The following is a 23,596-nucleotide window of genomic DNA, read 5'->3' on the forward strand; positions in this document are numbered from 1 at the left end:
GCCTGAGAAGGCGCCCCGGGGCTATTCCGGCCGATGCCGGCAGAGGGCCTGCCGCGTCAGGCGGCGGCGTCGCTGCGCAGCTCGCGCGGCAGCGGGAACGACATGTCCTCGACCACCGTCGAGACCGTGTCCACCGTCACCTCGTAGCGGGCGGCGAAGGCGTCGATGATCTCCTCCACCAGCACCTCGGGCGCCGAGGCGCCGGCGGTGAGGCCGAGGCGGCGGATGTTGGTGAAGGCGTCCCAGTCGATCTCCTCGGCCCTGAGCACCAGGCGGGTGATGGGGCAGCCGACCCGCTCGGCGACCTCGCGCAGGCGCTGCGAGTTCGAGGAGTTCGAGGAGCCGACCACGATCACCGCATCGACGAGCGGCGCCACCTGCTTGACCGCCTCCTGGCGGTTGGTGGTGGCGTAGCAGATGTCGTCCTTGTGCGGCCCGGTGATGCTCGGGAATTTCTTCTTGAGCGCCTCGACGATGTGGTGGGTGTCGTCGACCGAAAGCGTGGTCTGCGTCACCCAGGCGAGGTTTTCGCGGTTCTCCGGCTCCAGGGCGGCGATCTGCTCCAAGTCCTCGACCAGGGTGATCGAGCCCTTGGGCAGCTGGCCCATGGTGCCCACCACCTCCGGGTGGCCGGAATGGCCCACCAGCAGCACGTGGCGACCACGCTTGTGGTGGATCTCGGCCTCGCGGTGGACCTTGGTCACCAGCGGGCAGGTGGCGTCGATGGTGGTCAGCCCGCGCGCATCGGCGTTGTTGGGCACGGTCTTGGCGACGCCGTGGGCGGAGAAGATCACCGGAGCGGAGCCGTCCGGCACCTCGTCGAGCTCGCGCACGAACACCGCACCTTTGCGCTTCAGGCTCTCGACCACGTACTTGTTGTGGACGATCTCGTGCCGCACGTAGACCGGCGGCCCGTAGATGGCGAGCGCCCGCTCCACCACGTCGATGGCCCGCACCACGCCGGCGCAGAAGCCGCGCGGCGCGCACAGCAGGATTTCCAGCGGGGGCTTTCCCGATCCGGAGGCAGGCGCAGTCAGTGTGGTGATATCGCTCATGATAACCGGGATGTGGCGAGGCGGGGCCGCCCCTGTCAACCGCTTATAGCGGGAAACCGCGCGCGGGGCACCGTCGCCGTCGCCAAACGCATGGCGAGGCTCACCGCGGCGGGAAACGGCAGGGTCGGCTCGGGGCGAAATCCGCACCTCCGCCTGGACCTCTCGGCCGCCCGCCCATGTTACACTGGGATGAACGACGCCGTTCCCATCCGAATCCCGGGCAGCGCCATGCGGATCGCCGCCACCGCCCGAACGGTCGGCATCATGGCCGCCGAGCGGGCCGATGCCCTCGACCGGTCCGGCGCGTTTCCGTCCGAGGACGTGGCGCTCTGCCACGAGGCCGGGCTGCTGGCGGCCCCCCTGCCCGCCGACCTCGGCGGGCTCGACCTGTGCGCCCCTCGGCATGCCCCGATCCTCCTCGACGTGCTGGCGCACGTCGGGCGTGGCAGCCTCGCGCTGGGGCGGCTCTACGAGGGGCACGTCAACGCGCTGGCGCTGGTGCTGCGCTACGCGCGGGGGCCGGTCGCCGAGCGCTTGGCGGCGGACGCCCGCGCCGGGCACCTGTTCGGCGTCTGGAACACGCAGCCGCCGGAGGGCGGGCTCGCCATCGACGGGCCGGCGGCGGCACCCCGGCTCGTCGGCTGCAAGTCGTTCGCCTCCGGCGCCGGATCGGTCACCCGCCCCCTCGTCACCGCCCGGCTGCCGGACGGGCGCCAGCAGATGCTGGTGGTCGATCTCGAGGCCGGCACCCGGATGGACCTGTCGGGCTGGCGGGCGCACGGCATGCGCGCCTCGGCCTCGGGCACCCTCGACTTTTCCGGCATCCCGGTCGATCCCGCCATGACGGTCGGCGAGCCGGACGATTACTTTCGCGAGCCGGATTTCTCGGGGGGCGCCTGGCGCTTCACCGCCGTGCAACTCGGGGGGATCGAGGCGGTGTTCGACGCCATGCGCGCCCATCTCGTCGCCACCGGCCGCGGCGGCGACCCGCACCAGCGCGCCAGGGTCGGCGAGGCCGCCATCGCCGTCGAGACCGCCCGCCTGTTCGTCGGCCGCGCGGCCGACCTGATCGCCGAGGGCACGGCCGCGGCCGACCGGCTCCTCGCCTACGTCAACCTCACCCGCCTCGCGGTGGAACGGGCCGGCCTCGACGTTCTGGAGAAGGCGCACCGCTCCGTCGGCCTTTCCGGCTTCCTGCAGGACCATCCCCTGGAGCGGCTGAGCCGGGATCTCGCGACCTACCTGCGCCAGCCGGGGCCGGACCGGGCGCTCACCGATGCCGCCGCCTACGTGCTCGCCGACCCCTCCCCCGCCGATGCCCTGTGGCATGGGCGGGACACGGCCTGAGGCCATGGGCGGGACGATGACGGACACAGCGACCGTCCTGCGTCACCCGCTCTGGCTCCGCTTGACCCATTGGGTGAACGCGGCCGCGTTCCTGGCGCTGGTGGTCAGCGGCGTCGCGATCCTGCTGGCGCTGCCGCGCCTGTTCTGGGGCGAGACCGGCGCCAACGGGGCGCCCGCCGCCTTCGACCTGCCGCTGCCGGTCAACCTCGAACAGACTGGCTGGGGCCGCAACCTGCATTTCCTCGCCGGCTGGGTGCTGGTGCTCAACGGGGCGGTCTACCTCGTCACCGGCGCCCTCACCGGCCGCCTGCGCCGCGCGGTGGTCCCCGACCGGGACCAGATCGCCCCCGCCCGCCTCGCCCGCGAGATCGCCGACCACGCCCGGCTCACGCCCGCCCGCGGCCGCGAGGCGCTACGCTACAACGCCCTGCAACGGATGGCGTATTTCGGCGTCATCGCGGTCCTGATCCCGACCATGATCCTCTCCGGGCTGACCATGTCGCCCGGCGTCACCGCCGCCTACCCCGAGCTCTTCACCCTGTTCGGCGGCCGCCAGTCGGCCCGCACCGTCCATTTCATCGCGGCCTGCCTGCTCGTCCTGTTCCTCGTGGTCCACGTCGCCCAGGTCTTCGTCGGCGGCGCCCGCAACCTGATGCGGTCGATGATCACCGGCCGCTTCACCGTCCCGCCGGAGCGTGCCGATGCCTGACCCCTTGCTGTCGCGCCGGCGCCTGCTCGCGGGCGCCTCCACCCTGGCCGGCGCAGGCCTGCTCGGCGGATGCGAGGCGCCCGTGCTGGGCCGGCTCACCAGCCCCTACGACCTCAGCAACGGCCTCACCTTCGCGGTCCAGCGCTGGCTGCTGCGCGGCCAGCCCCTGGTCCGCGAGTTCGGCCCCGAGGCGATCTCGCGCGTCTTCCCCACCATCAACACCACCGACCCGGACAACTCCGACTACCGCCGCTCGAAGGCGCAGGCGTTCGCGGATTGGCGCCTGCCGGTGGGCGGCCTCGTCGAACGCCCCGGCGCCTTCTCGCTGGCCGAGCTGAAGGCGATGCCGGCGCGCACCCAGATCACCCTGCATGCCTGCGAACAGGGCTGGTCGGCCATCGCCGGCTGGACCGGCGTGCAGCTTCCGCACCTCCTCGCCCACGTCGGGCTAAAAGCCGAAGCCCGCTTCATCGTCATGCGCAGCGTCGACGGCTGGTGGGACAGCTACGACCTGTTCGACGCCCTCCACCCCCAGACGATCCTGGCCTACGGCATGAACGGCGCCGATTTGCCGGTGGCCCACGGCGCCCCCGTGCGGCTGCGGGTGGAACGCCAGCTCGGCTACAAGAGCCTCAAGTACCTGTCGCAGATCGAGGCGGTGGACCGCGTCGATGGGCTGGACCAGGGCCGCGGGAGCATGGTCGCGGAGCTGGGGTTTCCTTGGTACGCGGGGATTTGATCGTGAGAGTTTGGGATTAAACGTCCGCTCTTCAGCAGATTGATGGGTGGACCGTGTGGGGAGCGGTAAGACCGCATCAGGATCGTTGCCGAGCGGTCGCTCTCGATCAGCTGTTGCCACGATCCACCGGTAAACGTCGTCGGAACGGATGGATGCATGTCAGCCAAACGAACCATGCGAAGGCTGCTCCACCTGCTGCGGACGAGACCACCATGATCCACTCGTTCTGACGTCCACGGAACAAGGAAAGCGACATTGCCACCAAGATGCCGACCGGTGCTCCAAGGGCGATTGCCGGCAGCTTGCCCGTTTTCAGAAAAGCGGCGGCAAACAGCGTGATGGGTAGGGTAACGAGGAGCGACGGACTGATGACGATCGCACCCGGCAGGGCCAATAAAACCGGCAAGCAAATGATGAAGAAAATACGTAGGAAAAAATCCTACCGGCTTTCGTTGGCGAAATCAGATATTCCTTTTATAACTAATTCGCGAAACAATAAACAATTCAGATAAGTAAATATAAATGCGAATAAGGCAAGGCAGTGCCCACCTAGGCCAGCCAAAATAACGCGTCCGAGAGACAACGCGTCGTCGGCCTCCGGCAGTGACCATTTCGTCATGCACGATCCTGACACCGAGCCGCAGGGCTGCAAAGGATTGGCGCCGAAATTTCCGCTTTTTAGCGAAAGGCCAGTGTCCGCTCCGTCCTTAGCAGTTGTTCATCCGCCAATCAGACCAAGCCTCACCCCTTCGGCAACATCCGATCACTGATAATCCGCTTCTGGATCTCGCTCGTCCCCTCGAAAATCGTCGTCAGCCGCGCATCGCGCCAATAGCGCTCCACCCGCCGCTCGGTGGTGTAGCCGTTGCCGCCGTGGAGTTGCATCGCCTGGTTGGTGACGCGCACGGCCATCTCGGTGGCCAGGAGCTTGACCATGGCGGATTCGCTCTCGGCCGGCTCGCCCTCGTCGAGGAGGTGGGCGACCTGTTGCCAGTAGGCGCGGGCTTGGTTCACCTCGGCGGCCATGTCGGCGAGCGCGAAGCGCAGGGCCTGGAATTCGCCGATGGGGTGGCCGAACTGCTCACGCTCCTGGAGGTAGGCCTGGCTGTCCTCCACCGCCGCGCGGGCGACGCCGACGGCGCGGGCGGCGGTGTGGACGCGGGCGATGTTGAGGCCGCGCTGCACCGAGGCGAAGCCGCCGGAATCGGCATCGGCGCCGCCGTCGCCGTAGAGGCCGGTGAGGCGGTCGCCCTCGGGCACGCGCACGCCGTCGAGGGCGAGTTCGAAGGTGAGGAAGCCGTGGTAGCCGATCTTGTCGATGACATGGCCGGTCATCCCCTCGGGGAAGGTGCCGGGCTGCTTGACCACGAGGAACGGCTCCAGCCCGGCCGAGCGCGGCTCGCCCTCCTCGGGGTCGCGGGTGCGGGCCAGGACCTCGACGAAGTCGGCCGCCAGCGCGAAGCCGGCCCAGCGCTTGGTGCCCGTGAGCACCCAATGGTCGCCCTCGCGCACCGCGCGGGTCTGGACGCCGGCCAGATCCGAGCCGGCGGTGGGCTCGGACAGCGCGATGCCGCCGATCCATTCGCCGCGGGCGGATTTGCGCAGGAGGGCGATGCGGCGCTCGTCGTCGAGGGTCTGGGTGCCGAGCCCCTGGCCACGCGCCAGGATGCTGCCCACCGAGAGCCAGGCGCGGGCGAGTTCCTCGGAGACGAGGCAGTACTCGAACACGCCGAGCCCCAGGCCGCCGTGCTCCTTCGGGATGGTGAGGCCGAACCAGCCCTTCTGCGCCATCGCGTCGATGAGGGAGCGCGGCATCTCGGCCTTCTGCGGGTCGAGTTCGTCGGCGATCGGCATCACCACGTCGGCGGCAAAAGCGCGGGCCTCCGCCTGCAGCGCGACCCGTGCCTCCGTCCGCCAGGGCGAATGCAACTCCGGGGGGCGAGGCGCGTAGCGCTCCGGCTTCGACATGTGTCCTCCAGATTGTCTTTCGACGCGACAGGTGCAAGCGCCGATCCGACCGGTCGGTTCCCGCGTCAGGCCAGGGCGTCGAGGGTGGCGATCACGGAAACGGGCGGGAAATCGGGATATTCGTCCGCCAGGCCGGCCCGGTTCACCCAGATCGCCTCGAACCCGAAGGCGGCCGCACCGGCCACGTCCCAGCGGTTCGAGGAGACGAAGCGCACCGCCCCGGGCGCCACCCCGAACCATTCGGTCACGAGGGCGTAGGCCGCCGGCGCGGTCTTGAAGGTGCCGGCGGGCTCCACCGAGAGCACCGCGTCGAGGCGCGCGCCGATGCCGGCGGCGTCCACGGCGCGGGCCAGCATCGCCGCGTCGCCGTTGGAGAGGATGGCGGTGCGCCGCCCGGCCGCGCGCAGGGCGTCGAGGGTGGCGGCGACCTCCGGATAGGCGTCGAGGTCGCGGTAGGCGTCGAGGAGGCGCGCGCGCAGGCCCTTATCGACGGCGGGGTGCCGGGCGAGCGCATGGTCGAGGGCCCGCTCGGTGAGGGTCCAGAACGGGCAATAGCGGCCCATCAGGGCATGGACCCAGGAATACTCGAGTTGCTTGGCCCGCCAGACCTCGGAAAGCGTCGCGGCGTCGGGGCCGATGGCGGGGGCGTGGCGGGCCACCGCCGAATGGACGTCGAGCAGGGTGCCGTAGGCGTCGAACACCACGAGCGGGGTCTCGGTCATCATCGTCTCCTCAGGCGCAGGCCGCACAGGCGCAGGGTCGCCAGCAGCAGCGCCCCATAGACAACGCTGCCGGCGAGCCCGAGGGCGGCGAGGACGGCCAGATCCCGGAACCCGAGGCCCGCCGGCATCCAGCGCTCGGCCAGCGGCAGGCCGTAGACGGCGGTGGCCGTCAGCCCGAGGCAGGCGACGGCGACGCCGACGAGGGTGATGCCGAAGGTCCGGTCGGGCGCGGTCCATCCCCGCCGCCAGGCGAGGCCGACGAGGAGGGCGAGGTTGACCCATTGGCCGATGGCGGTGGCGAGTGCCAACCCGGTGACGCCGTAGGGACCGGTGAGCACGATCTTGAGGCCGACGTTGATGGCGATGGCGGTGAGCGAGGCATAGAGCGGCGTCGTCGTGTCCTGGCGGGCATAGAAGCTCGCCACGGCGCTGCGCACCAGCACCACCGCCGGCAGGGCCAGCCCGTAGGCCGCGAGCACGGAGGCGGCGCGCGCCGCATCCTCGCCCGAGAAGGCGCCACGCTGGAACAGGGCGGTCATGATCAGGCCGGGGATGACCAGGAAGGCGACGGTGAAGGGCGCCGACAGGGCCAGCGAGAACCCGGCCGCCCGGTTCTGCGCCGCATGGGCGCCGTCCACGTCGCCGCCCGCGATGCGGCGGCTCATCTCTGGCAGGAGCACGGTGCCGGCGGCGATGGCGATGACGCCGAACGGCAGCTGGTAGAGCCGGTCGGCGTAGTACAGCGCCGAGACTGCGCCGGTGGCGAGGTAGCTCGCGATGATGGTGTCGGCGAAGGAAGCGATCTGGAACCCGGCCGAGCCGATCACCGCCGGACCCAGCACCGTGAAGAATTTCTTCATCGCCGGATCGGTCAAGGACGGGTTGCCCAGGCCCGGTGCGATGCCCGCCCGGCGGCAGGCGGCCCAGACCAGGGCGAGCTGGAGCACGCCGGAGACCGCGACCCCCCAGGCGGCCGCATGCGCCACGTTCGGGAACAGGAAGGCGAGGCCGAGTGCGGCCAGCATCGAGAGGTTGAGGAGCACCGGCGCGCCCGCGGCCACGGCAAAGCGCCGGTGGGCGTTGAGGATGCCCGAGAGCAGCGTCACCAGAGTCATGCACAGCAGGTAGGGGAAGGTGATGCGGGTGAGCGCCACGGCGAGGTCGAAGCGGGCGGGGTCGTCCGAAAACCCCGGCGCCAGGGCCCGCACCACGAACGGCATGGCCGGCAGCGCCACCGCGAGGAGAACGATCTGGCTCGCCAGCATCAGCGTGAAGACGCGGGTGGAAAAGCGCCGGGCGGCCCCCGCCTCGGCGGTCTCCGACAGGCCGGCATAGGCCGGCACGAAAGCGGTGTTGAAGGCGCCCTCCCCGAAGATCGCCCGGAAGTGGTTGGGCAGGCGGAAGGCCACCACGAAGGCATCGGCGACGGGGCCCGCCCCCATCACCCCCGCCATCACCACGTCGCGGGCAAAGCCGGTGATCCGGGAGACCAGCGTCCAGCCGCCGACGGAGAGGATGGAGCGAATCATGGGCGGCCGATCGCGAGGAGCCGGGGCGCGGACCCGACCCGCCGTAGGACGGGCCAGGCAGGCCTGGGCGGGGCCGCTGGTTAGCACGATCGCTTTCGGGAAGACGACGGGCTTCGCGACCGCGCCGTCGCGGCCCGGGCACCGGCGCGAGCGGCCGGTCGCCCGACGATCACCGCTCCTTCAGGCGGCGGTGATCGTCGCGTAGAGGGCCAGCAGGTCGTCGCCCTGATCGGCGGCGGTCCGCTCGGGAACCTCCAGGGGAGGCGGGCTTCGGCCGAAGCGATCCGGATCGGCGTCGATGCGGGCCAGGACGTCGCGCAGGGCGTCCGGATGGCCGACGTCGATCCGGAAGCCGTCGACGCCCTCCCTGATTCCGGTTCCGATCCCACCCCGGTCGCTGGCGACGACCCAGAGACCCGCGGCCCTGGCCTCGCGGGTGACGAGACCGAAGCTCTCCGGCCAGATCGAGGGCGCGAGCAGGACATCGAGGTTGGCGTAGGTCTCCGGGACGCGGTCCTGCGGGATCTGGCCGATGATCCGTACCGGCGTCTGGCCCCAGATCTCGGAGCGGACGTCACCGGTCGGCCGGGCGTGGTCGACGATGGTGAGATGCAGGTTCGCGAAGGCCCCCGCACGCAGAACGACCTCGATGAGCGTGGCGCCCTTGTGGGTGCTGCGTCCGCCGATGTGTCCGAGGCGGACGGTTCCCTTCGGACCCGCCACGCGCGGAAGTCGCGTCATGGACGGCACCCCGTTTGCCAGGACGGCCGTCCGGGGATGGCCGGCGGCACGATAGATGTCGGCAAAGCTGTCCGACACCGCGAGCAGAGATCGCGCATCGTCCAGCAGCCCGGCCAGAGCCCGGCGCCGGGCCAGGGAGGCGAACGGTCCGTGTGCCGGGTCCATGGCGCTGGTCAGATGGTCGGACGTCGGTGCGTGCACCTGGCCGTCGTCGTCGACCAGGAACTGGAAATCCGAGATCCACCACGCGTCGTGCAGGGTGATGACGTAGGGGATGGCGCGCGCCCGGACCGCTTCCACGATCGTGCCGGTGAGCTGCTGAATGCAGTGCAGATGGACGAGGTCGGGCTCGAAGTCGTCGAGGAGCCGATCGAACGGCGCCCGCATCTCCGGGTTCAGGGGACGCCAGTCCATGTGCATCGCGCGCGGGGCCGCGATCCGGTAGATCGGGACGCCGCGGTAGTTGTCGATCCGTGTCCCGTAGACCGGGTCGGCGCCGGTGTCCGTCGCGGCCACGGCAAAGTCGAAGCGGTCGCCGGCGTGGTCGAGGAAGTGGTCGAGATTGTTGCGGGCCACACGGGTCGCACCGCCCACGAGCTGGGGCGGGAAGTAGACGTTCACGAGGAGGATTCGCGGCTTTCGCCCCGGAACCCTGCGGTACGGCGGCGGCGGCGTCTCCGGGCGCGGCAGGAGACCGTCGGCCGGGCGCTTTCGCGACGACGGCGCAGGCAAGGCCTCGGACAGCACCGCCACGGCCTGATCGAGCCCGTACTCGGACGCCGCCTTGGCGCGGGCGCGGCGGCCGATCTCGCGCCGCAGGGCGACATCCTTGATCAGCCGTTCGAGAGTGCGCGACCACTCCGCCGCCGTATCGGCGAACACCGCCGTCTCCCCGTCGACGAGGAGTTCTTTGTAGGTCCGCGTACCCGAAACGATGGAGGGAACGCCGCACATGGCCGCCTCCAGCCATTTGATCTCGCTCTTGGCATCCGCCATCGGCGTCTGCGCCAGGACGGCGAGATTGATGTCCGCGCCGGACAGGACCTGCCAATAGGCGGCGACATCGCTGGAAAATCCGAGCTGCCGCACCCGGTTCGCGAACGGCGCGAAACGCGCGTCGAGGTGGAGGTATCCGGCGATGACCAGCCGCACCCGAGGATGGGTGGCCAGCGCCTTGAGCAGTCCGGGCGCCGCAAGCTCGGTGAAGTCGCGATTGTGCGCTTTCGTCCCCGTTCCATAAAAGATCGTCAGCGCATCCTCGGCGTAGGGCACCCAGGACTTGTCCAGGAACGGCGCGTTACGCCGATCCAATCCGTTGCGCAGGACGTGGCACACGCCGGTGCGCAGGTGGGGCCGCATCGCCTCGGCCAGGGCCGGCGTCGAGGCGATGCCGGCGTCGCACATCTGCAAGGCGTAGCGGAAGAGCGGCACCCCGTACTGGAGGGAGACGTAGTCGTGATGGCTGATCTGCCCCTCGAAACTCTCGAACGGATCGGGGTAGACGCTAGGCTCGAAGATCAGGTCGTCGATATCGTAGATGGTCGGCACGCCGAGGGCGCGGGCATAGAGGATCGCGTGTACCGTGCCCGGAAGGGCCGGAACACGGTAGAAGACGACCGCCGCCGCCCGGTCGAGGCTCGGCCGGCAGCGATGGACCTGATCTTGCGCGAAGAGCTCGACCTCCCATCCGCCGGCCGCGAGTTGCGCGCACTTCTGCACGACCCGGTAATGGTCGCACTGGGGAAGGTCGCGGTTGGCCACGAGGACGATATGGCCTTTCGGCGGGGCCGGGCGTCGTCCGGGCAGCGGATCGACGATTTCGATCATCTTCGCGATGAGATCGAGGCAGGCGACGAGATGGGCGTCGGCCTCCCGTCGTTTTCCGACGAGGTAAAGGGCGCGTGCGTCGGCGCTGGCGATGTCGAAGACCCGAGCGATCGTTCGATGGGCCGCGGCCAGCCATATCGCCGATCCCTGACACGTCTTCGCGGAGTGCACGAGGAGATCGAGTGCCGCCCCGATCCCATTCGGCGAGGAGGTGAGTCCGTCGACGGCGTGGATGTGGCTCCAGATATTGGCGTCCGATGCATTGACGGTCACCGCCAACACGTACGCGCTGGTCGATTCGGCCGGTTGCCCCAGATTACGCAAGACGTCGCCGCGGCAGTGGTGGATCGAACTGTTGGCTGGATCGATTGTCAGAGCCTGGTCGCAAGCCTTGAGCGCGATATGAAAGTTGCGTCGGATATTGTGATAATCTGCCAGTTGTTTGAGCAGCTTTGCGATTCCGTTGCCGCGAAGGGCGGCGATATCGCGCGAAAAGCCGTGTTCGAAAAAGTGCACCAGGGCACTGAATCGATCTGAAAAGACATGTCCGTCAGCGTTTTTGATGATCGTTCGATACAGATTTTCATCGAAACACGGAGGAAACGTACTTTCCCCGATGATGTTGACCAGAGCCGCACCTTCATTGCACGCGATTCCGTCGACGATCCCTTGGTTGAGCCAAGCCCGATAAAGGTCTGCGTCGGAAAGGGTTTCGAGGGAAGCCGGAGCTTGAGACCGATAGAAGACGGGATCGAACCTCAACTGCATGGCGATGGGTGCGAGACGGTCCACCCCGTGCGTGAGGAACAGCTGGATGCCGTCGGTCCGGGAGAAGGGGACACGCGGCAGCCATCCGGCGTTGAGGATCGTGAATTCGTACAACATGAATCGGTCGAGCCAGGGGCCCAGCGTCATCCCGGCAGCGGCCAGGATGTCGGCGAAGCGCAGGTGCGGCCCGGCGATCGCGTGTCCATGCTTGTCGCGCAGGCTCTTCAGGTCGGCATCGTACGATTCATGAAGAATGACACCGTATTTTCTTTCTTCGAACTGCCCGAAGCGGAGATAATGCTCCTGCAATCGCCACGGTTCATCGAGATTCCTTAGATCGTTATGCAAGAGCTTGTAGTGGCCGGGAACGAAATCCTCCGGCAGGGGACCGAATTGATCTTCAAGTGATGCGATGAAGGCATCGGCGCTGGCAAAGCGCCCCTCCGACAATCCACTGGCCTGATAATGCTTGATCAACGCCGCGTCGTCTGGAAGATCCTTGAGATCCGCATAATAGGCGCGGTAAAATTTACAGTCGATATCGACGGCGGCAACAGCGGGGACGTCTTGCCGAGAAGAAATACGCAACTTGTTTCGTATCTTACGAAGCGCGTGCAGCATTCGACTATCCCACCCTCTAATCAATCGCCGACACAATGATTTTCAATTCAGCTCTTGGTCCGACCCGCAAAACGGAGCGAGAAACACCGATAAAAACTGCATTGATGCATTAAAAGACAGTTAGAGCGTGCCATACACGAGCAAAGCGCAATCGCCAAGACCCGATACATCATGGCAGACCAGACAGATCCGAACGGCTCGCCCAGATCTTGACCGGCATAGGCCTGACGTATTGCCGACGTCCACAGTCACCGACACGATCAGGCAGCCAAAAATCCGATTTCCGCAGATCGTATCGCCACCTCCCCCGCACAATGACACCGACCAATCTCGATAAGCTGCGCGCGATACCTGGATCTCGGCCTCGCGAAGCGTGTCCGAAGAGCAATGCCATTCCAGGCGACACCGGCACGCAGGCGGAATTGCACCTTTCGCGTTACAAGATCGATATTATACTAATCCAGGTTGCACGGAGTTTCTCGAGATCCCTCGGTATCTCTGCGCATGCTCGCCGGCCTTCGCGGAACTCCCTTACGTCGCCGATGTGTCCGTCCGAAGACTGGGTCCTTGAAGCAAGGACCGCTCCACTCACACCACCACGGTGATCGCCCGCGCCGCCCGGGTGAGGCCGGTGTAGAGCCAGCGGGCCCGGTGCTCGCGGAACGCGAAGGATTCGTCGAACAGCACCACGTCGTCCCATTGCGAGCCTTGCGCCTTGTGGACGGTGAGGGCGTAGCCGTAGGTGAACTCGTCGGTCTCGCGCTTGAGGGCGAAGGGGATCTCCTCCTCCGAACCGGCGATGATCGCGCGCAGGACGGTGATGTCGATGGGGCGCCGGCGCAGGGCCGGGTCGTCCTCGGGCACCACGTCGAGGCGGATCGCGTCGGGGCGGGCGGCGCCGCGCAGGGCGTGGACGGTCCAGGTCGAGCCGTTGAGGAGGCCCTTGGTGCGGTCGTTGCGCAGGCAGACCAGCTTCTCGCCCACCGCCGGCATCGGGTCGGTATGGCCCGCGAGCTCCCGCAGGCGGTTGTTGTAGAGGCGGCGCGTCTTGTTCATGCCGACCAGCACCTGGTCGGCCTCCAGCACCAGGGTCGGGTCGATCTCGCGGCGCGAGACCACGCGGCTGAGGCCGTACGTGCCGATGGTCAGGCGCCCGCCCTCGCGCACCGTCATCGCCATGCGCACGATCGGGTCGTCGGCGGCCTGGCGATGGACGTCGGTGAGCATCACGTCGGGTTCGGCCTCGGTGAAGAAACCGCCCCCGCGTACCGGCGGCAGCTGGGCCGGGTCGCCGAGCACCAGCACCGGCTTGTCGAAGGACAGGAGGTCGTTGCCGAGGTCGGAATCCACCATCGAGCATTCGTCGATTACCACGAGGTCGGCCTTGGCCACCGGCCCGGCCCGGTTGAGGGTGAAGGCGGGGCCGCCGTCCTCGGTCTCCTTGGTGCGGTAGATCAGGCTGTGGATCGTCGCGGCGTCGTGGCAGCCGCGGGCGCGCATCACCGAGGCCGCCTTGCCGGTGAAGGCTCCGAACACCACGGCCCCGTCGACGTCGTCGGCGATGCGCCGGGCCAGCGTGGTCTTGCCGGTGCCGGCATAGCCGAACAGCCGGAACACCTGGGCGCCGCCGCCCTTTCGCCAGGCGGAAATGGCCTTGAGCGCGTCCTCCTGCTGGGGGGCGAAGCGCGTCGGGAGATCGGTGCCGCTCATGGGGCCGGGGCGCCCGCCGCCTTCGTGCGGCCGCGCACGCCGCGCGAGGCAAGGCTGCGAGATGCGCTCGCGGGACACAAAGAAGCAACGAAGGCGGTCGAGGATGCCGACGGCCGCGGTGCGCGTTGCCCCGTCGCCGAGGAGATCGCACCATGGGTGTCGTCGTCGAGATCGATCCGGCCTCCGGTCGCGCCCAGGGTCCCGCCCCGATGACGGCTGAGGGCCACGCCGCCCGGATGCTGGCGGATGTGGAGATCGCCCGGGCCCGCCTGGAACTCGACGCCGTGGCGGGGAAGCCGAGCGATCCCCTCGCCCTCGAGATCCATGCGATCCGCCGTGCCCTGGCGCGCCTCGACATCACGCTGCACACGGGCCTGGGGCCACGCCGGTAGCGGCGGCGGTCGGCGCGGGGTTCCTGCGACCATCGCGGCTTCGATCCGCCGAACGGTTGCGGACGGACGCGCGGCGCGAGGCGAAGCAACGATGGTCGTGGGGACCCTCACGGCCAGCGCACGGTGGGGGGCAGCGACGACAGGATCGAGGCGACGTTGCCGCCGGTCTTGAGGCCGAAGATGGTGCCGCGGTCGTAGAGCAGGTTGAACTCGACGTAGCGCCCGCGCCGCACCTGCTGCTCGAGCCGGTCGGCCTCGGTCCATGCCTCGGCGAGGTTGGCGCGCATGATGGCCGGATACGCCTTGAGGAAGGCCCCGCCGACGTCGCGGGTGAAGGCGAGGTCGGCGCCCGGGTCTCCGGTCCAGTGATAATCGTAGAAGATGCCGCCGATGCCGCGCGGCTCGTTGCGGTGCTTGAGGTGGAAGTACTCCTCGCACCAGGCCTTGTAGCGGTCGTAGTCGGCGGCCGGGGCGTGCGCATCGCAGGCCGCCTTCATGGCCGCATGGAAGGCGAGGCTGTCCGGGTCTTCCTGGTTGCGCCGGCGCTCGAGCACCGGGGTGAGGTCGGCCCCGCCGCCGAACCAGGCCTTTGTCGTCACCACGAACCGGGTGTTCATGTGGACGGTGGGGGCGTTGGGGTTCCACGGGTGGGCGATCAGCGAGATGCCGGTGGCGAAGAAGCGCGGGTCTTCGGCCGCTCCGGGCATCTGCGCCCGGAACTCGGGCGCGAACTCGCCGTGCACCGTCGAGATGTGGACGCCGGCCTTCTCGAACACCCGGCCCTTGAGCATCGCCATGGTGCCGCCGCCGCCGTGCTCGCCGGTGTGGTCGGTGCGCGTCCACGGCGTCTTCACGAAGGTCCCGGGCTCGGCGGGCGCATCCTCGTGGAACGGCCCGGTCGCCTCCGCCTCCAGCGCCTCCAGGGCGGCCACGATCCTGTCGCGCAGGGTCGCGAACCAGGTCTGGGCCTGCCCCTTGAGGGCGGTCAGATCCGCGTCGGGGAGCGTATGGGCGGCGAGGTCTGGCTTCGTCATGGACCGGGATGTCCCATCCCCTCGCGCAGGCGTCAATCGCCCGACAGGCGTCGGGTCAGGGCGGGGCCGAGGCCGATGCTGTCGAGGGCGAGGGCGGGCGGCTGTCGGTCGCCCGACGAGGCCGCGGCGATCGCCGCCTCGGTGCCGACGGCGACCGAGCAGAGGACCGGCACCGGCACGTCCGCCTGGATGCGCGCCGCCAGACCGGCCAGCGCCGCCCCGCCGAGGATGACCACCCCGGCATCGTCCTCCTCGGCGCACCTGCGGCAGGCCGCGGCCAGGTCGGCCAGCGCCGCGTCGGGATCGTTCGCGATCCGGTCGCCGGTGGGCGCGATGGTTCGCACGCCCGTGAAACGCTCCCCGAGGCCGAGGCTCCCCACGAATTCGGTGAGCATCGGCGCCCACGCCGCTCCTCCCGTCACGATGCCGAAGCGCCCGGTCGCGGCGGCCTCACGGCAGGAGGCCTCGGCCATGCCCACCACCGGCACCGGCGAGATCTCGCGCAGCGCCGCCAGCCCCGGATCGCCGAAACAGGCGAGGTAGACCGCGTCGCAGCCCGTGACGTGCTCGGCCAGGGCGTCGAGGGCGGCGTGCCCGGCGATGCAGGCCGCCGCCCGGCTGGCGATGTAGCGCGCCCCGAACCGACCGGTCACCGGCACCACCTCGGCGCGGTTTCCCGCCACCTGTCGGACATGGGTCGCCACGAGGTCGGTGACGGAGGCGAGGGTGTTCGGGTTGATGACGAGGATGCGCAAGGGAATACTCCGGCTCGCTCGGGCGGGTCAGGCAGGCGTCGTGCCAGGGACCGGTCGCGTCATGATCCCTCGCGCCCGCTCCCCGTCTGCCGGATCGCCTCCCCCACGATCATGCCCGCGCAGACGGCGACGTTGAGGGAGCGCAGCCCGGGGCGGATCGGGACCACCACGCGGGCGTCGGCGTCGGCATGGACGCCGTCGGGCACGCCGGCCGATTCGCGGCCCATCAGGATGCAGTCGCCGGGAGCGAAGGAGAAATCGGTGTAGGGCAGCGCGCCGGCGGTGGTGGCGAGCACGAGCCGGACCCCGGCCTGTTTGCGCCATTCCGAGAAGGCGGCCCAGGAGCGGTGCCGGGTCAGGGCGACGTGGTCGAGGTAGTCGAGGCCCGAGCGGCGCAGGTGCCGGTCGGAGACGTCGAACCCGGCCGGCTCGATGATCTCGACGGCGACACCGAGGCAGGCGGCCAGCCGCAGCATCGTGCCGGTGTTCTGCGGGATGTCGGGCTGGTAGAGGGCGAGACGGAGCATGGCTGCCGGTGGGTCCGCGGGAGGATGCGGCATCGCCCCCCGCTTGGTCCTTCGTCAAGGCGGCCTATATCGCATTGCAGCATCCACATCTGGCAGACCCGCATGTTCCTCGACTGGCTCGAGCGCCGCATCGACCCTTTCGCGCCGTTCGACGAGGAGCGGATGCCCCCCAAGAGCGTGACGGGGTTCGCCGGCTTCTACCTGCGGCCGATCCGCGGCGCCCTCGTCGTCCTGTTCGTCATCGCCCTCGTGGCGGGCGTCGTCGAGGCCTCGCTCTACCTCCTGATGGGGTGGTTCGTGGATCTGCTCGCCACCGCCGACCGGGCGACCCTGCTGGCCGACCACGGGGGCGCCCTCGCCCTGGCCGCCGCCATGGTGCTGGTGGTGCGCCCCATCTCGATCTGGCTGCACGAACTCGTGTCCAACCAGCTCATCGTGCCCCAGGCGACCAACCAGATCCGCTGGCGCACCCACCTCTACACCCTCGGCCACTCGCTCTCGTACTTCCAGGCGGATTTCGCCGGGCGGCTCGCCAACCGGGTGGTGCAGGTGGGGCCGGCGGTGCGCGAGCTCGCCGTGGTGTTCATCGACACGCTCCTCTACGTGGCGATCTACGCGGTGACGGCGATGGGGCTGTTCGGCTCGATCTCCCTTTGGCTCGCCCTGCCTGTGGTGGTGTGGGTGGTGGCCTACGGCCTGCTCACCCGCTGGTTCGTGCCGCGCGCCCGCTCGCGGTCGCTGGCCACGGCCGACACCCGCTCGGCGCTGATCGGCCGAGTGGTCGACAGCTACACCAACATCCTCACCGTCAAGCTGTTCGCCCGCACCCGCGAGGAGCGCGCGGCGGTGCGCGGGGCGGTGGACGTCCACACCAAGGCCTACCTCCACCAGTTTCGCCTCGTTACGCTCACGACGACGATGCTGGGGCTCCTCAACAGCCTGCTGATCGTGGCCACCGCCGGCATGTGCCTCGTCCTGTGGCAGCGGGGCGGGCTGACCACCGGGGAAGGGGCCGCCGGCCTCGCCCTGGTGCTGCGCCTCATCGCGATGTCGGGGTGGGTGATGCAGACCGTGCGCGGCATCTTCGAGAACGTCGGCGTGATCCAGGAGAGCATGCAGACCATCGCCCGGCCGCACGGCATCGTCGACCGGCCCGCCGCCGTGCCCCTGACGGTGACGGGCGGCGAGATCCGGTTCGAGGACGTCGGCTTCCACTATGGACGGGGCGACGCCAGCATCATCGACGACCTCAGCTTTCGCATCGCGCCGGGCGAGAAGGTCGGGCTCGTGGGCGTCAGCGGTGCCGGCAAGACCACCATCACGTCGCTACTGCTGCGCCTGCACGAGGTCGAGAGCGGGCGCATCCTGGTCGACGGCCAGGACATCGCGCAGGTCACCCAGGATTCCCTGCGCGGCGCCATCGCCATGGTCACGCAGGACACCTCGCTCCTGCATCGCTCGATCCGCGACAACATCGCCTACGGCCGGCCGGACGCGACGCAGGAGGAGATCGAGCGGGCCGCCCGCCTGGCGCAGGCCGACGTGTTCATCCGCGATCTCGTCGACCACAAGGGCCGCACCGGCTACGACGCCCAGGTCGGCGAGCGCGGCGTCAAGCTGTCGGGCGGCCAGCGCCAGCGCATCGCCATCGCGCGCGTGCTGCTCAAGGACGCGCCGATCCTGATCCTCGACGAGGCGACCTCGGCGCTGGACAGCCAGGTCGAGGCGGCGATCCAGGACAGCCTCGACACGCTGATGGCCGGCAAGACGGTGCTCGCCATCGCGCACCGGCTCTCGACCATCGCCGCCCTCGACCGCCTCATCGTCATCGACAAGGGCCGCATCATCGAGGAGGGCCGGCACGCCGACCTGGTCGCGGCAGGCGGCGTCTATGCCGGCCTGTGGCGGCGCCAATCGGGTGGCTTCCTGCCGGCCCGGGATGCGACGTTGAGGGATGCCGCCGAATAACGAAGGGATTTCGAGAATAATATTGTATTCAACTCTACTCGACCTGAAAGCGGATGGCTTTATTCGAGCGCCATCAATGACTTGGGCTGAGAGAAGACAGTAAGCAACCTAAAATTAACCTATGTTTGCGAGGCTGCCGGGCGTTAAAGACACCGAAGGCGCGGCAGGGTCGATGCTTCTCTCAACGTACCGTCGATCCCATGAGCAGAAGGCCTGGCTCAGCGCCATCGACAGATCGCGCGGAACGATCGAGTTCGCGCTGGATGGGACCATCCTCAACGCGAACCGCAACTTCCTCGCCGTCGTCGGCTACGGCCTCGACGAGATCCGCGGGCGACACCACCGGATGTTCGTCTCCCCCGCCCATGCGGCGAGCGCGGAGTACGCGGCGTTCTGGGAGTCGCTCAGGGCCGGAACGTACCAGTCCGCGGAGTACGAGCGGGTCGCCAAGGACGGTCGCACGATCTGGCTGCAGGCGACCTACAACCCCATCCTCGACCGGCGCGCCAAGCCGGTGCGCATCGTCAAGTTCGCCACCGACATCACCGCCCAGAAGCGGCTGAGCGCGGAGTTCCTGGGCGAGACCCAGGCGATCGGCAAGTCGCAGGCGGTGATCCATTTCGACCTCGACGGCACGATCCGCGAGGCCAACGCCAACTTCCTCGGTGCGGTCGGCTACACCATCGAGGAGATCCGCGGCCGGCATCACCGGATGTTCGTGGGGGCGGCCGAGGCGGCGAGCCCGGAGTATGCCGATTTCTGGCGCCGTCTCGCCGCGGGTGAGTTCCAGGCCGCCGAGTACAAGCGCTACGGCAAGGACGGACGCGAGATCTGGCTCCAGGCCACCTACAACCCGATCCGGGACATCGACGGACGGCCCTTCAAGGTCGTGAAATACGCCTCCGACGTGACGCGGGACAAGCTGGTGCGCGCCGACGCGTCCGGGCAGCTCGCCGCGATCAACCGGGCCCAGGCGGTGATCCAGTTCGATACCCAGGGCCGCATCCTCGAGGTCAACGAGAACTTCCTGAACGCCGTGGGCTACGGCCGGGAGGAGGTCCTGGGGAAATCCCACAGCCTGTTCGTGGCGCCCGACTACGCCGCGAGCGACGGGTACAAGGCGTTCTGGGACCGCCTGCGCAGCGGCGACTTCGTCGCGGGCCTGTTCCAGCGGATCGCCAAGGACGGTCGCCCGGTCTGGATCCAGGCGAGCTACAACCCGATCTTCGATCCCGACGGGCGGCTGATCAAGGTCGTGAAATTCGCCACCGACGTCTCCGCCAGCATGACCGCGCGGAAATCCGCCATCGATGCCGCCGACCGCACCCTCGACAACGTCCAGGCGGTGACGACCTCGGCCGAGGCCATGAACACGGCGGCCCTGGCGATCTCGCAGACCATGGCCCGGTCACGGGCGGCGGTGGACGAGATCCACGGCCGCACCCACGAGGCCGACGCCGCCACGGCCCGCCTGCGCACGGCCGCCCAGTCGATGGGGAACGTGGTGCAGCTGATCACCGACATCGCCGAGCAGATCAACCTGCTCGCCCTCAACGCCACCATCGAGGCGGCGCGGGCGGGTGCGGCCGGGCGCGGCTTCGCGGTCGTCGCCGCCGAGGTCAAGGGACTGGCCAGCCAGACGACGGCGGCCACCGCCAAGATCGCCGCCGACATCGCGGGCATGCAGGACGTGTCGGACGCCGTGGGCGGACAGCTCGCCTCGATCACGGAATCCATCGGCACCATCCGCCGCTTCGTGGCGGAGGTCGCCGATTCCACCGACGCCCAGAGCGAGGCGACCGGCGAGATCCTGAAAAGCATGCGCCAGGCGTCCGGGGGCGTCTCCAGCATCAGCCTCAGCCTCGACGACTGGACCGCGGGCATCGAGGAGCGGCGCGCCGATCACCGCACCCGCGTGCTGATGCCGGCCGCGATCCTGGCCGCGGGTCGGACGATCCAGGCGACGGTCAGGAACCTCTCGCGCACGGGCGCCAAGCTGCACGTGTCCTCGCCGGACGCGGTCCCGGACCGGTTCGACCTGCACGTGGAGGAGACCGGGCGACGGATGAGCTGCGCCGTGGTCCGCCGGGCGGCGGGCGAGATCGGCGTCCGCTTTCTCTGATCCGGTTCGTCCGCCCTGCGTCGCCGTCCCGCCCCGCGACGACGGCGCGGGCCCGTCTTGACTTCTGGTGACGTGCGGTCGCATTGCACGAAATCGCGGGATGGTGCTTTCCTCCCGCGACGTTGCTTCCGGGGCGACGGTTGTGCGATGTCGCGGTGGCCTCACCGGCCCGCGCCTCCCTCCTCCGATCCGGCGCCCTCCGTAGACCTGGAGTCTCCACCTTGGCGAACACCGTGCCGACACCCGACACCGCCACCGGCGCAGCGGACGGCTCACGTCGTGACTTTCTCTACCTGGCGACCGGCTCGGCCCTCGCCGTCGGCATGGCGGCCGCCGCGTGGCCGTTCGTCGCGTCGATGGCGCCCGATGCCGCCACCGTGGCGGCCGGCGCCCCCCTCGACGTCGACCTCGCCCCGATCCAGGACGGGCAGATCGTCAACGTGTTCTGGCGCGGCAAGCTGATCTTCGTCCGGAACCGGACCGAGAAGGAGATCAAGGAGCTCTCCGAGGTCAAGCTGGCCGACCTCATCCAGCCGCAGGCCGATTCCGACCGCGTCAAGGAGGGCCACGCCAAGTGGCTCGTGGTCTACGGCAACTGCACCCACCTCGGCTGCGTCCCGATCGGGCACCAGGGCCAGTACGACGGCTGGTCGTGCCCTTGCCACGGCTCGCTGTTCGATGCGTCCGGGCGCGTTCGCCGCGGCCCGGCGCCGTCCAATCTGCCGATTCCGCCCTATGTGTTCGAGGGCGACACCAAGATCCGCATCGGCGAAGAGGCCGGGAAAGCCGTCGCCTGACGCCACGTCGGTCGTCCGATGCCACAGTCACAGCATTTGAGCGGGTAGCCTCATGAGCGCACACGGCACTGCCTACGTCCCCAAGAGCCGGCTGGCGAAATGGTTCGAGACGCGCCTGCCGCTGGTCGGGCTCGTGCATTCGTCGTTCGTGTCGTTCCCGGTCCCGCGGAACCTGAACTACTTCTGGACCTTCGGCGCGATCCTGATGCTGATGCTGGGCGTCCAGATCGTGTCGGGCATCTGGCTCGCCATGCACTACGACCCCTCGGCGACCGCCGCGTTCAACTCCGTCGAGCACATCATGCGCGACGTGAACTACGGCTGGCTCCTGCGCTACATGCACGCCAACGGCGCCTCGATGTTCTTCGTGGCGGTCTACATCCACATGTTCCGTGGGCTCTACTACGGCTCGTACAAGGCCCCGCGCGAGGTGCTCTACATCCTCGGCGTGATCATCTACCTCCTGATGATGGCCACCGCCTTCCTCGGCTACACCCTGCCGTGGGGACAGATGAGCTACTGGGGCGCCACCGTCATCACCAACATCCTGGCGGCGATCCCGGTGGTCGGCGACACCATCCAGAGCCTGCTCTGGGGCGGCTACTCGGTGGGCAGCCCGACGCTGAACCGGTTCTTCTCCCTGCACTACCTGATGCCGTTCATGATCGTCGGCGTGGTCGTCCTCCACGTCTGGGCGCTTCACGTCACCGGCCAGAACAACCCCACCGGCATCCCGATCAAGTCCGGCAAGGACGCGGTGCCGTTCACGCCCTACGCGACGATCAAGGACGTGTTCGCCGCGACCGTGTTCATGGTGTTCTTCGCCTACTGGATCTTCTACCAGCCGAACTACCTCGGCCACGCCGACAACTACGTGCCGGCCAACCCGGGCGTGACGCCGAAGCACATCGTGCCGGAGTGGTACTTCCTGCCCTTCTACGCGATCCTGCGCGCGGTTCCGGACAAGCTCGGCGGCGTCATCCTGATGTTCGGTGCGGTGCTGATCCTCGCCTTCGCGCCCTGGCTCGACACCTCGCGCGTGCGCTCGGCCAACTACCGCCCGATCTACCGTCAGTTCTTCTGGCTCTTCGTCGTCGTCTGCATCGTGCTGGGCTGGCTCGGCGCCAAGCCGCCCGAAGGCGGCTACGTCATCGCCTCGCAGATCTGCACGTTCTACTATTTCGCTCACTTCCTCATCGTCATGCCGCTCGTCGGCCTGTTCGAAACACCGAACCGACTCCCCGGCTCGATCCTCGAGAGCGTGACGGGGCCGGGCAAGCAGGTCCACGGCGGCTCGGGCATGCCGGTGGGCGCGGCCGCCGCACCACCGTCCAAGGGCTGAGGGCAGGGATACGCAACGACCATGAAAACGACTCGCGTCCTCGCCGCGTCCCTGCTGGCGGTCGGCCTCAGCTTTACGGCCGCCCGCTCGGAAACCGCGCACAGCCCGAACCCGCCCCGTGAGAGCTGGAGCTTCGCCGGCATCTTCGGGAAGTTCGACCAGGCCCAGCTCCAGCGCGGCTTCCAGGTCTACCGGGAAGTCTGCTCGAACTGCCACAGCATGAACCTCGTGCGCTTCCGCAACCTCGCGGAAGCGGGTGGGCCCGGTTTCAACGCCGGCCAGATCAAGGCCCTGGCGGCCGAGTACAAGGTCAAGGAGCTGAACGACAACGGCGAGGAGATCGAGCGCAACGCACGCCCCGCCGACGCCTGGCCCTCCCCGTTCCCCAACGAGAAGGCCGCGGCTGCCGCCAACGGCGGCAAGGCCCCGCCGGACTTCTCGGTGCTGGCCAAGGCCCGCACGTTCGAGCGCGGCTTCCCGCTCTTCGTCGTCGATGCGATGCCCTTCGTCGGCTATTCCGAACAGGGCGTCGACTACATCCACGCGCTTCTGAACGGCTACGAGGAGCCCCCCGCCGGCAAGGACGTTCCCGACGGCGCGCACTACAACAAGTACATGGACGGCAACCTGATCGCGATGGCCAAGCCCCTCAGCGACGGTCAGGTGACCTACGCCAAGGGCGCCAACGGCGAGCCGGTGGTGCCCGAGACGGTCGAACAGTATTCGCGCGACGTCGCGGCCTTCATGGCCTGGGCGGCCGAGCCGCACCTCGAGGCCCGCAAGGCGCTGGGCTTCCGGGTGATCCTGTTCCTCATCCTCCTGTCGGGCCTCCTCTACTACGTGAAGAAGAGGGTCTGGGCCGACGTCGGCGGCGAGGTCCACGGCCTGCAGCCGGAGTTGCACAAGGCCGGCTGAAGCGTCGA

At 68.8% G+C, this 23,596-nt stretch carries 19 protein-coding genes; 9 read left to right on the forward strand and 10 right to left on the reverse strand.

The window, feature by feature from the left end; all coding sequences use genetic code 11:
* Window positions 1-56: 56 nt before the first annotated feature.
* Window positions 57-1,055: a 4-hydroxy-3-methylbut-2-enyl diphosphate reductase gene (gene ispH / locus ASG40_RS01745; RefSeq protein ID WP_055879505.1), complete on the reverse strand. Its 999-nt coding sequence runs from the start codon at window positions 1,053-1,055 to the stop codon at window positions 57-59.
* Window positions 1,056-1,244: 189 nt separating this feature from the next.
* On the opposite strand from ispH, the gene ASG40_RS01750 reads away from it, so the two are divergent.
* Genes ASG40_RS01750 through ASG40_RS01760 form a run of 3 tightly spaced genes read left to right on the forward strand, consistent with a single transcriptional unit; the run spans window position 1,245 to window position 3,850 of the window.
* Window positions 1,245-2,402, forward strand: a complete 1,158-nt coding sequence (locus tag ASG40_RS01750) for an acyl-CoA dehydrogenase family protein (RefSeq protein ID WP_055879509.1) — start codon at window positions 1,245-1,247, stop codon at window positions 2,400-2,402.
* A gap of 16 nt (window positions 2,403-2,418) precedes the next feature.
* Window positions 2,419-3,111 (forward strand): cytochrome b/b6 domain-containing protein, encoded by a 693-nt coding sequence (locus ASG40_RS01755; RefSeq protein ID WP_244480499.1) that lies wholly within the window; start codon window positions 2,419-2,421, stop codon window positions 3,109-3,111.
* Window positions 3,104-3,850, forward strand: a complete 747-nt coding sequence (locus tag ASG40_RS01760) for a molybdopterin-dependent oxidoreductase (protein ID WP_055881093.1) — start codon at window positions 3,104-3,106, stop codon at window positions 3,848-3,850. The genes ASG40_RS01755 and ASG40_RS01760 overlap by 8 nt, the downstream gene beginning before the upstream one ends.
* A 106-nt stretch (window positions 3,851-3,956) precedes the next feature.
* Here ASG40_RS01760 and ASG40_RS20935 read toward each other — a convergent pair whose 3' ends face one another.
* From ASG40_RS20935 to ASG40_RS01785, 6 genes are all read right to left on the reverse strand, one after another.
* Window positions 3,957-4,244, reverse strand: a complete 288-nt coding sequence (locus ASG40_RS20935; protein WP_156387502.1) for a hypothetical protein — start codon at window positions 4,242-4,244, stop codon at window positions 3,957-3,959.
* A gap of 347 nt (window positions 4,245-4,591) precedes the next feature.
* Entirely contained in the window at window positions 4,592-5,818 is a 1,227-nt protein-coding gene (locus tag ASG40_RS01765; protein ID WP_055879515.1) for an acyl-CoA dehydrogenase family protein, read from the reverse strand.
* A gap of 65 nt (window positions 5,819-5,883) precedes the next feature.
* Window positions 5,884-6,540, reverse strand: coding sequence for a haloacid dehalogenase type II (locus ASG40_RS01770; protein ID WP_055879519.1), 657 nt, complete (start codon window positions 6,538-6,540; stop codon window positions 5,884-5,886).
* Window positions 6,540-8,069, reverse strand: coding sequence for a murein biosynthesis integral membrane protein MurJ (murJ, locus tag ASG40_RS01775; protein WP_055879523.1), 1,530 nt, complete (start codon window positions 8,067-8,069; stop codon window positions 6,540-6,542). Before murJ ends, ASG40_RS01770 begins: the two co-directional genes overlap by 1 nt.
* 180 nt (window positions 8,070-8,249) lie before the next feature.
* Complete coding sequence (locus ASG40_RS01780) at window positions 8,250-12,026, reverse strand: glycosyltransferase (protein WP_082523845.1); 3,777 nt, start codon at window positions 12,024-12,026, stop codon at window positions 8,250-8,252.
* Window positions 12,027-12,614: 588 nt separating this feature from the next.
* Window positions 12,615-13,736 carry an ATP-dependent DNA helicase gene (locus tag ASG40_RS01785; protein ID WP_055879529.1) on the reverse strand — a complete coding sequence of 374 codons (1,122 nt, stop codon included), beginning with the start codon at window positions 13,734-13,736 and terminating at the stop codon, window positions 12,615-12,617.
* 152 nt (window positions 13,737-13,888) lie between these two features.
* Between ASG40_RS01785 and ASG40_RS01790 the strand changes: the two genes are divergently transcribed.
* A complete protein-coding gene (locus tag ASG40_RS01790; RefSeq protein ID WP_055879532.1) occupies window positions 13,889-14,128 on the forward strand; it encodes a hypothetical protein in 240 nt (79 codons plus the stop codon).
* Window positions 14,129-14,235: 107 nt separating this feature from the next.
* Here the strand turns inward: ASG40_RS01790 and hemF are convergent, their stop codons facing one another.
* The 3 genes from hemF to ASG40_RS01805 are packed head-to-tail and all read right to left on the reverse strand — an operon-like array spanning window position 14,236 to window position 16,444.
* The gene (gene hemF, locus ASG40_RS01795) at window positions 14,236-15,162 is read right to left on the reverse strand and encodes an oxygen-dependent coproporphyrinogen oxidase (protein ID WP_055879536.1); all 927 of its coding nucleotides are present in this window, start codon (window positions 15,160-15,162) and stop codon (window positions 14,236-14,238) included.
* A 32-nt stretch (window positions 15,163-15,194) separates the two neighbouring features.
* Window positions 15,195-15,917, reverse strand: a complete 723-nt coding sequence (locus ASG40_RS01800; RefSeq protein WP_055879540.1) for an aspartate/glutamate racemase family protein — start codon at window positions 15,915-15,917, stop codon at window positions 15,195-15,197.
* A 59-nt stretch (window positions 15,918-15,976) separates the two neighbouring features.
* Entirely contained in the window at window positions 15,977-16,444 is a 468-nt protein-coding gene (locus ASG40_RS01805) for a tRNA (cytidine(34)-2'-O)-methyltransferase (protein WP_055879543.1), read from the reverse strand.
* Between the two features lie 102 nt (window positions 16,445-16,546).
* Between ASG40_RS01805 and ASG40_RS01810 the strand changes: the two genes are divergently transcribed.
* The 5 genes from ASG40_RS01810 (at window position 16,547) to ASG40_RS01830 (ending at window position 23,588) form a co-directional block, all read left to right on the forward strand.
* Window positions 16,547-18,412 carry an ABC transporter ATP-binding protein gene (locus ASG40_RS01810; protein WP_055879546.1) on the forward strand — a complete coding sequence of 622 codons (1,866 nt, stop codon included), beginning with the start codon at window positions 16,547-16,549 and terminating at the stop codon, window positions 18,410-18,412.
* Window positions 18,413-18,584: 172 nt separating this feature from the next.
* Window positions 18,585-20,534: a methyl-accepting chemotaxis protein gene (locus ASG40_RS01815; RefSeq protein WP_055879549.1), complete on the forward strand. Its 1,950-nt coding sequence runs from the start codon at window positions 18,585-18,587 to the stop codon at window positions 20,532-20,534.
* A gap of 221 nt (window positions 20,535-20,755) precedes the next feature.
* Window positions 20,756-21,331, forward strand: a complete 576-nt coding sequence (petA, locus tag ASG40_RS01820; protein WP_244472229.1) for a ubiquinol-cytochrome c reductase iron-sulfur subunit — start codon at window positions 20,756-20,758, stop codon at window positions 21,329-21,331.
* 52 nt (window positions 21,332-21,383) lie between these two features.
* Window positions 21,384-22,673 carry a cytochrome b gene (locus tag ASG40_RS01825; RefSeq protein WP_055879554.1) on the forward strand — a complete coding sequence of 430 codons (1,290 nt, stop codon included), beginning with the start codon at window positions 21,384-21,386 and terminating at the stop codon, window positions 22,671-22,673.
* A gap of 21 nt (window positions 22,674-22,694) precedes the next feature.
* A complete protein-coding gene (locus tag ASG40_RS01830) occupies window positions 22,695-23,588 on the forward strand; it encodes a cytochrome c1 (protein ID WP_055879558.1) in 894 nt (297 codons plus the stop codon).
* Window positions 23,589-23,596 lie beyond the last annotated feature (8 nt).

It is taken from the genome of Methylobacterium sp. Leaf399, assembly GCF_001424525.1.
Taxonomy (GTDB): Bacteria; Pseudomonadota; Alphaproteobacteria; order Rhizobiales; family Beijerinckiaceae; genus Methylobacterium.

Coding starts and splice junctions, on each gene's coding strand:
- murJ (WP_055879523.1), bottom strand. CDS start 8,069: ATGATTCGCTCCATCCTCTCCGTCGGCGGCTGGACGCTGGTCTCCCGG.
- ASG40_RS01790 (WP_055879532.1), top strand. CDS start 13,889: ATGGGTGTCGTCGTCGAGATCGATCCGGCCTCCGGTCGCGCCCAGGGT.
- ASG40_RS01785 (WP_055879529.1), bottom strand. CDS start 13,736: ATGAGCGGCACCGATCTCCCGACGCGCTTCGCCCCCCAGCAGGAGGAC.
- ASG40_RS01810 (WP_055879546.1), top strand. CDS start 16,547: ATGTTCCTCGACTGGCTCGAGCGCCGCATCGACCCTTTCGCGCCGTTC.
- ASG40_RS01815 (WP_055879549.1), top strand. CDS start 18,585: ATGCTTCTCTCAACGTACCGTCGATCCCATGAGCAGAAGGCCTGGCTC.
- hemF (WP_055879536.1), bottom strand. CDS start 15,162: ATGACGAAGCCAGACCTCGCCGCCCATACGCTCCCCGACGCGGATCTG.
- ASG40_RS01750 (WP_055879509.1), top strand. CDS start 1,245: ATGAACGACGCCGTTCCCATCCGAATCCCGGGCAGCGCCATGCGGATC.
- ASG40_RS01830 (WP_055879558.1), top strand. CDS start 22,695: ATGAAAACGACTCGCGTCCTCGCCGCGTCCCTGCTGGCGGTCGGCCTC.
- ASG40_RS01825 (WP_055879554.1), top strand. CDS start 21,384: ATGAGCGCACACGGCACTGCCTACGTCCCCAAGAGCCGGCTGGCGAAA.
- ispH (WP_055879505.1), bottom strand. CDS start 1,055: ATGAGCGATATCACCACACTGACTGCGCCTGCCTCCGGATCGGGAAAG.
- ASG40_RS01780 (WP_082523845.1), bottom strand. CDS start 12,026: ATGCTGCACGCGCTTCGTAAGATACGAAACAAGTTGCGTATTTCTTCT.
- ASG40_RS01805 (WP_055879543.1), bottom strand. CDS start 16,444: ATGCTCCGTCTCGCCCTCTACCAGCCCGACATCCCGCAGAACACCGGC.
- ASG40_RS01760 (WP_055881093.1), top strand. CDS start 3,104: ATGCCTGACCCCTTGCTGTCGCGCCGGCGCCTGCTCGCGGGCGCCTCC.
- ASG40_RS01755 (WP_244480499.1), top strand. CDS start 2,419: ATGACGGACACAGCGACCGTCCTGCGTCACCCGCTCTGGCTCCGCTTG.
- ASG40_RS01765 (WP_055879515.1), bottom strand. CDS start 5,818: ATGTCGAAGCCGGAGCGCTACGCGCCTCGCCCCCCGGAGTTGCATTCG.
- ASG40_RS01770 (WP_055879519.1), bottom strand. CDS start 6,540: ATGACCGAGACCCCGCTCGTGGTGTTCGACGCCTACGGCACCCTGCTC.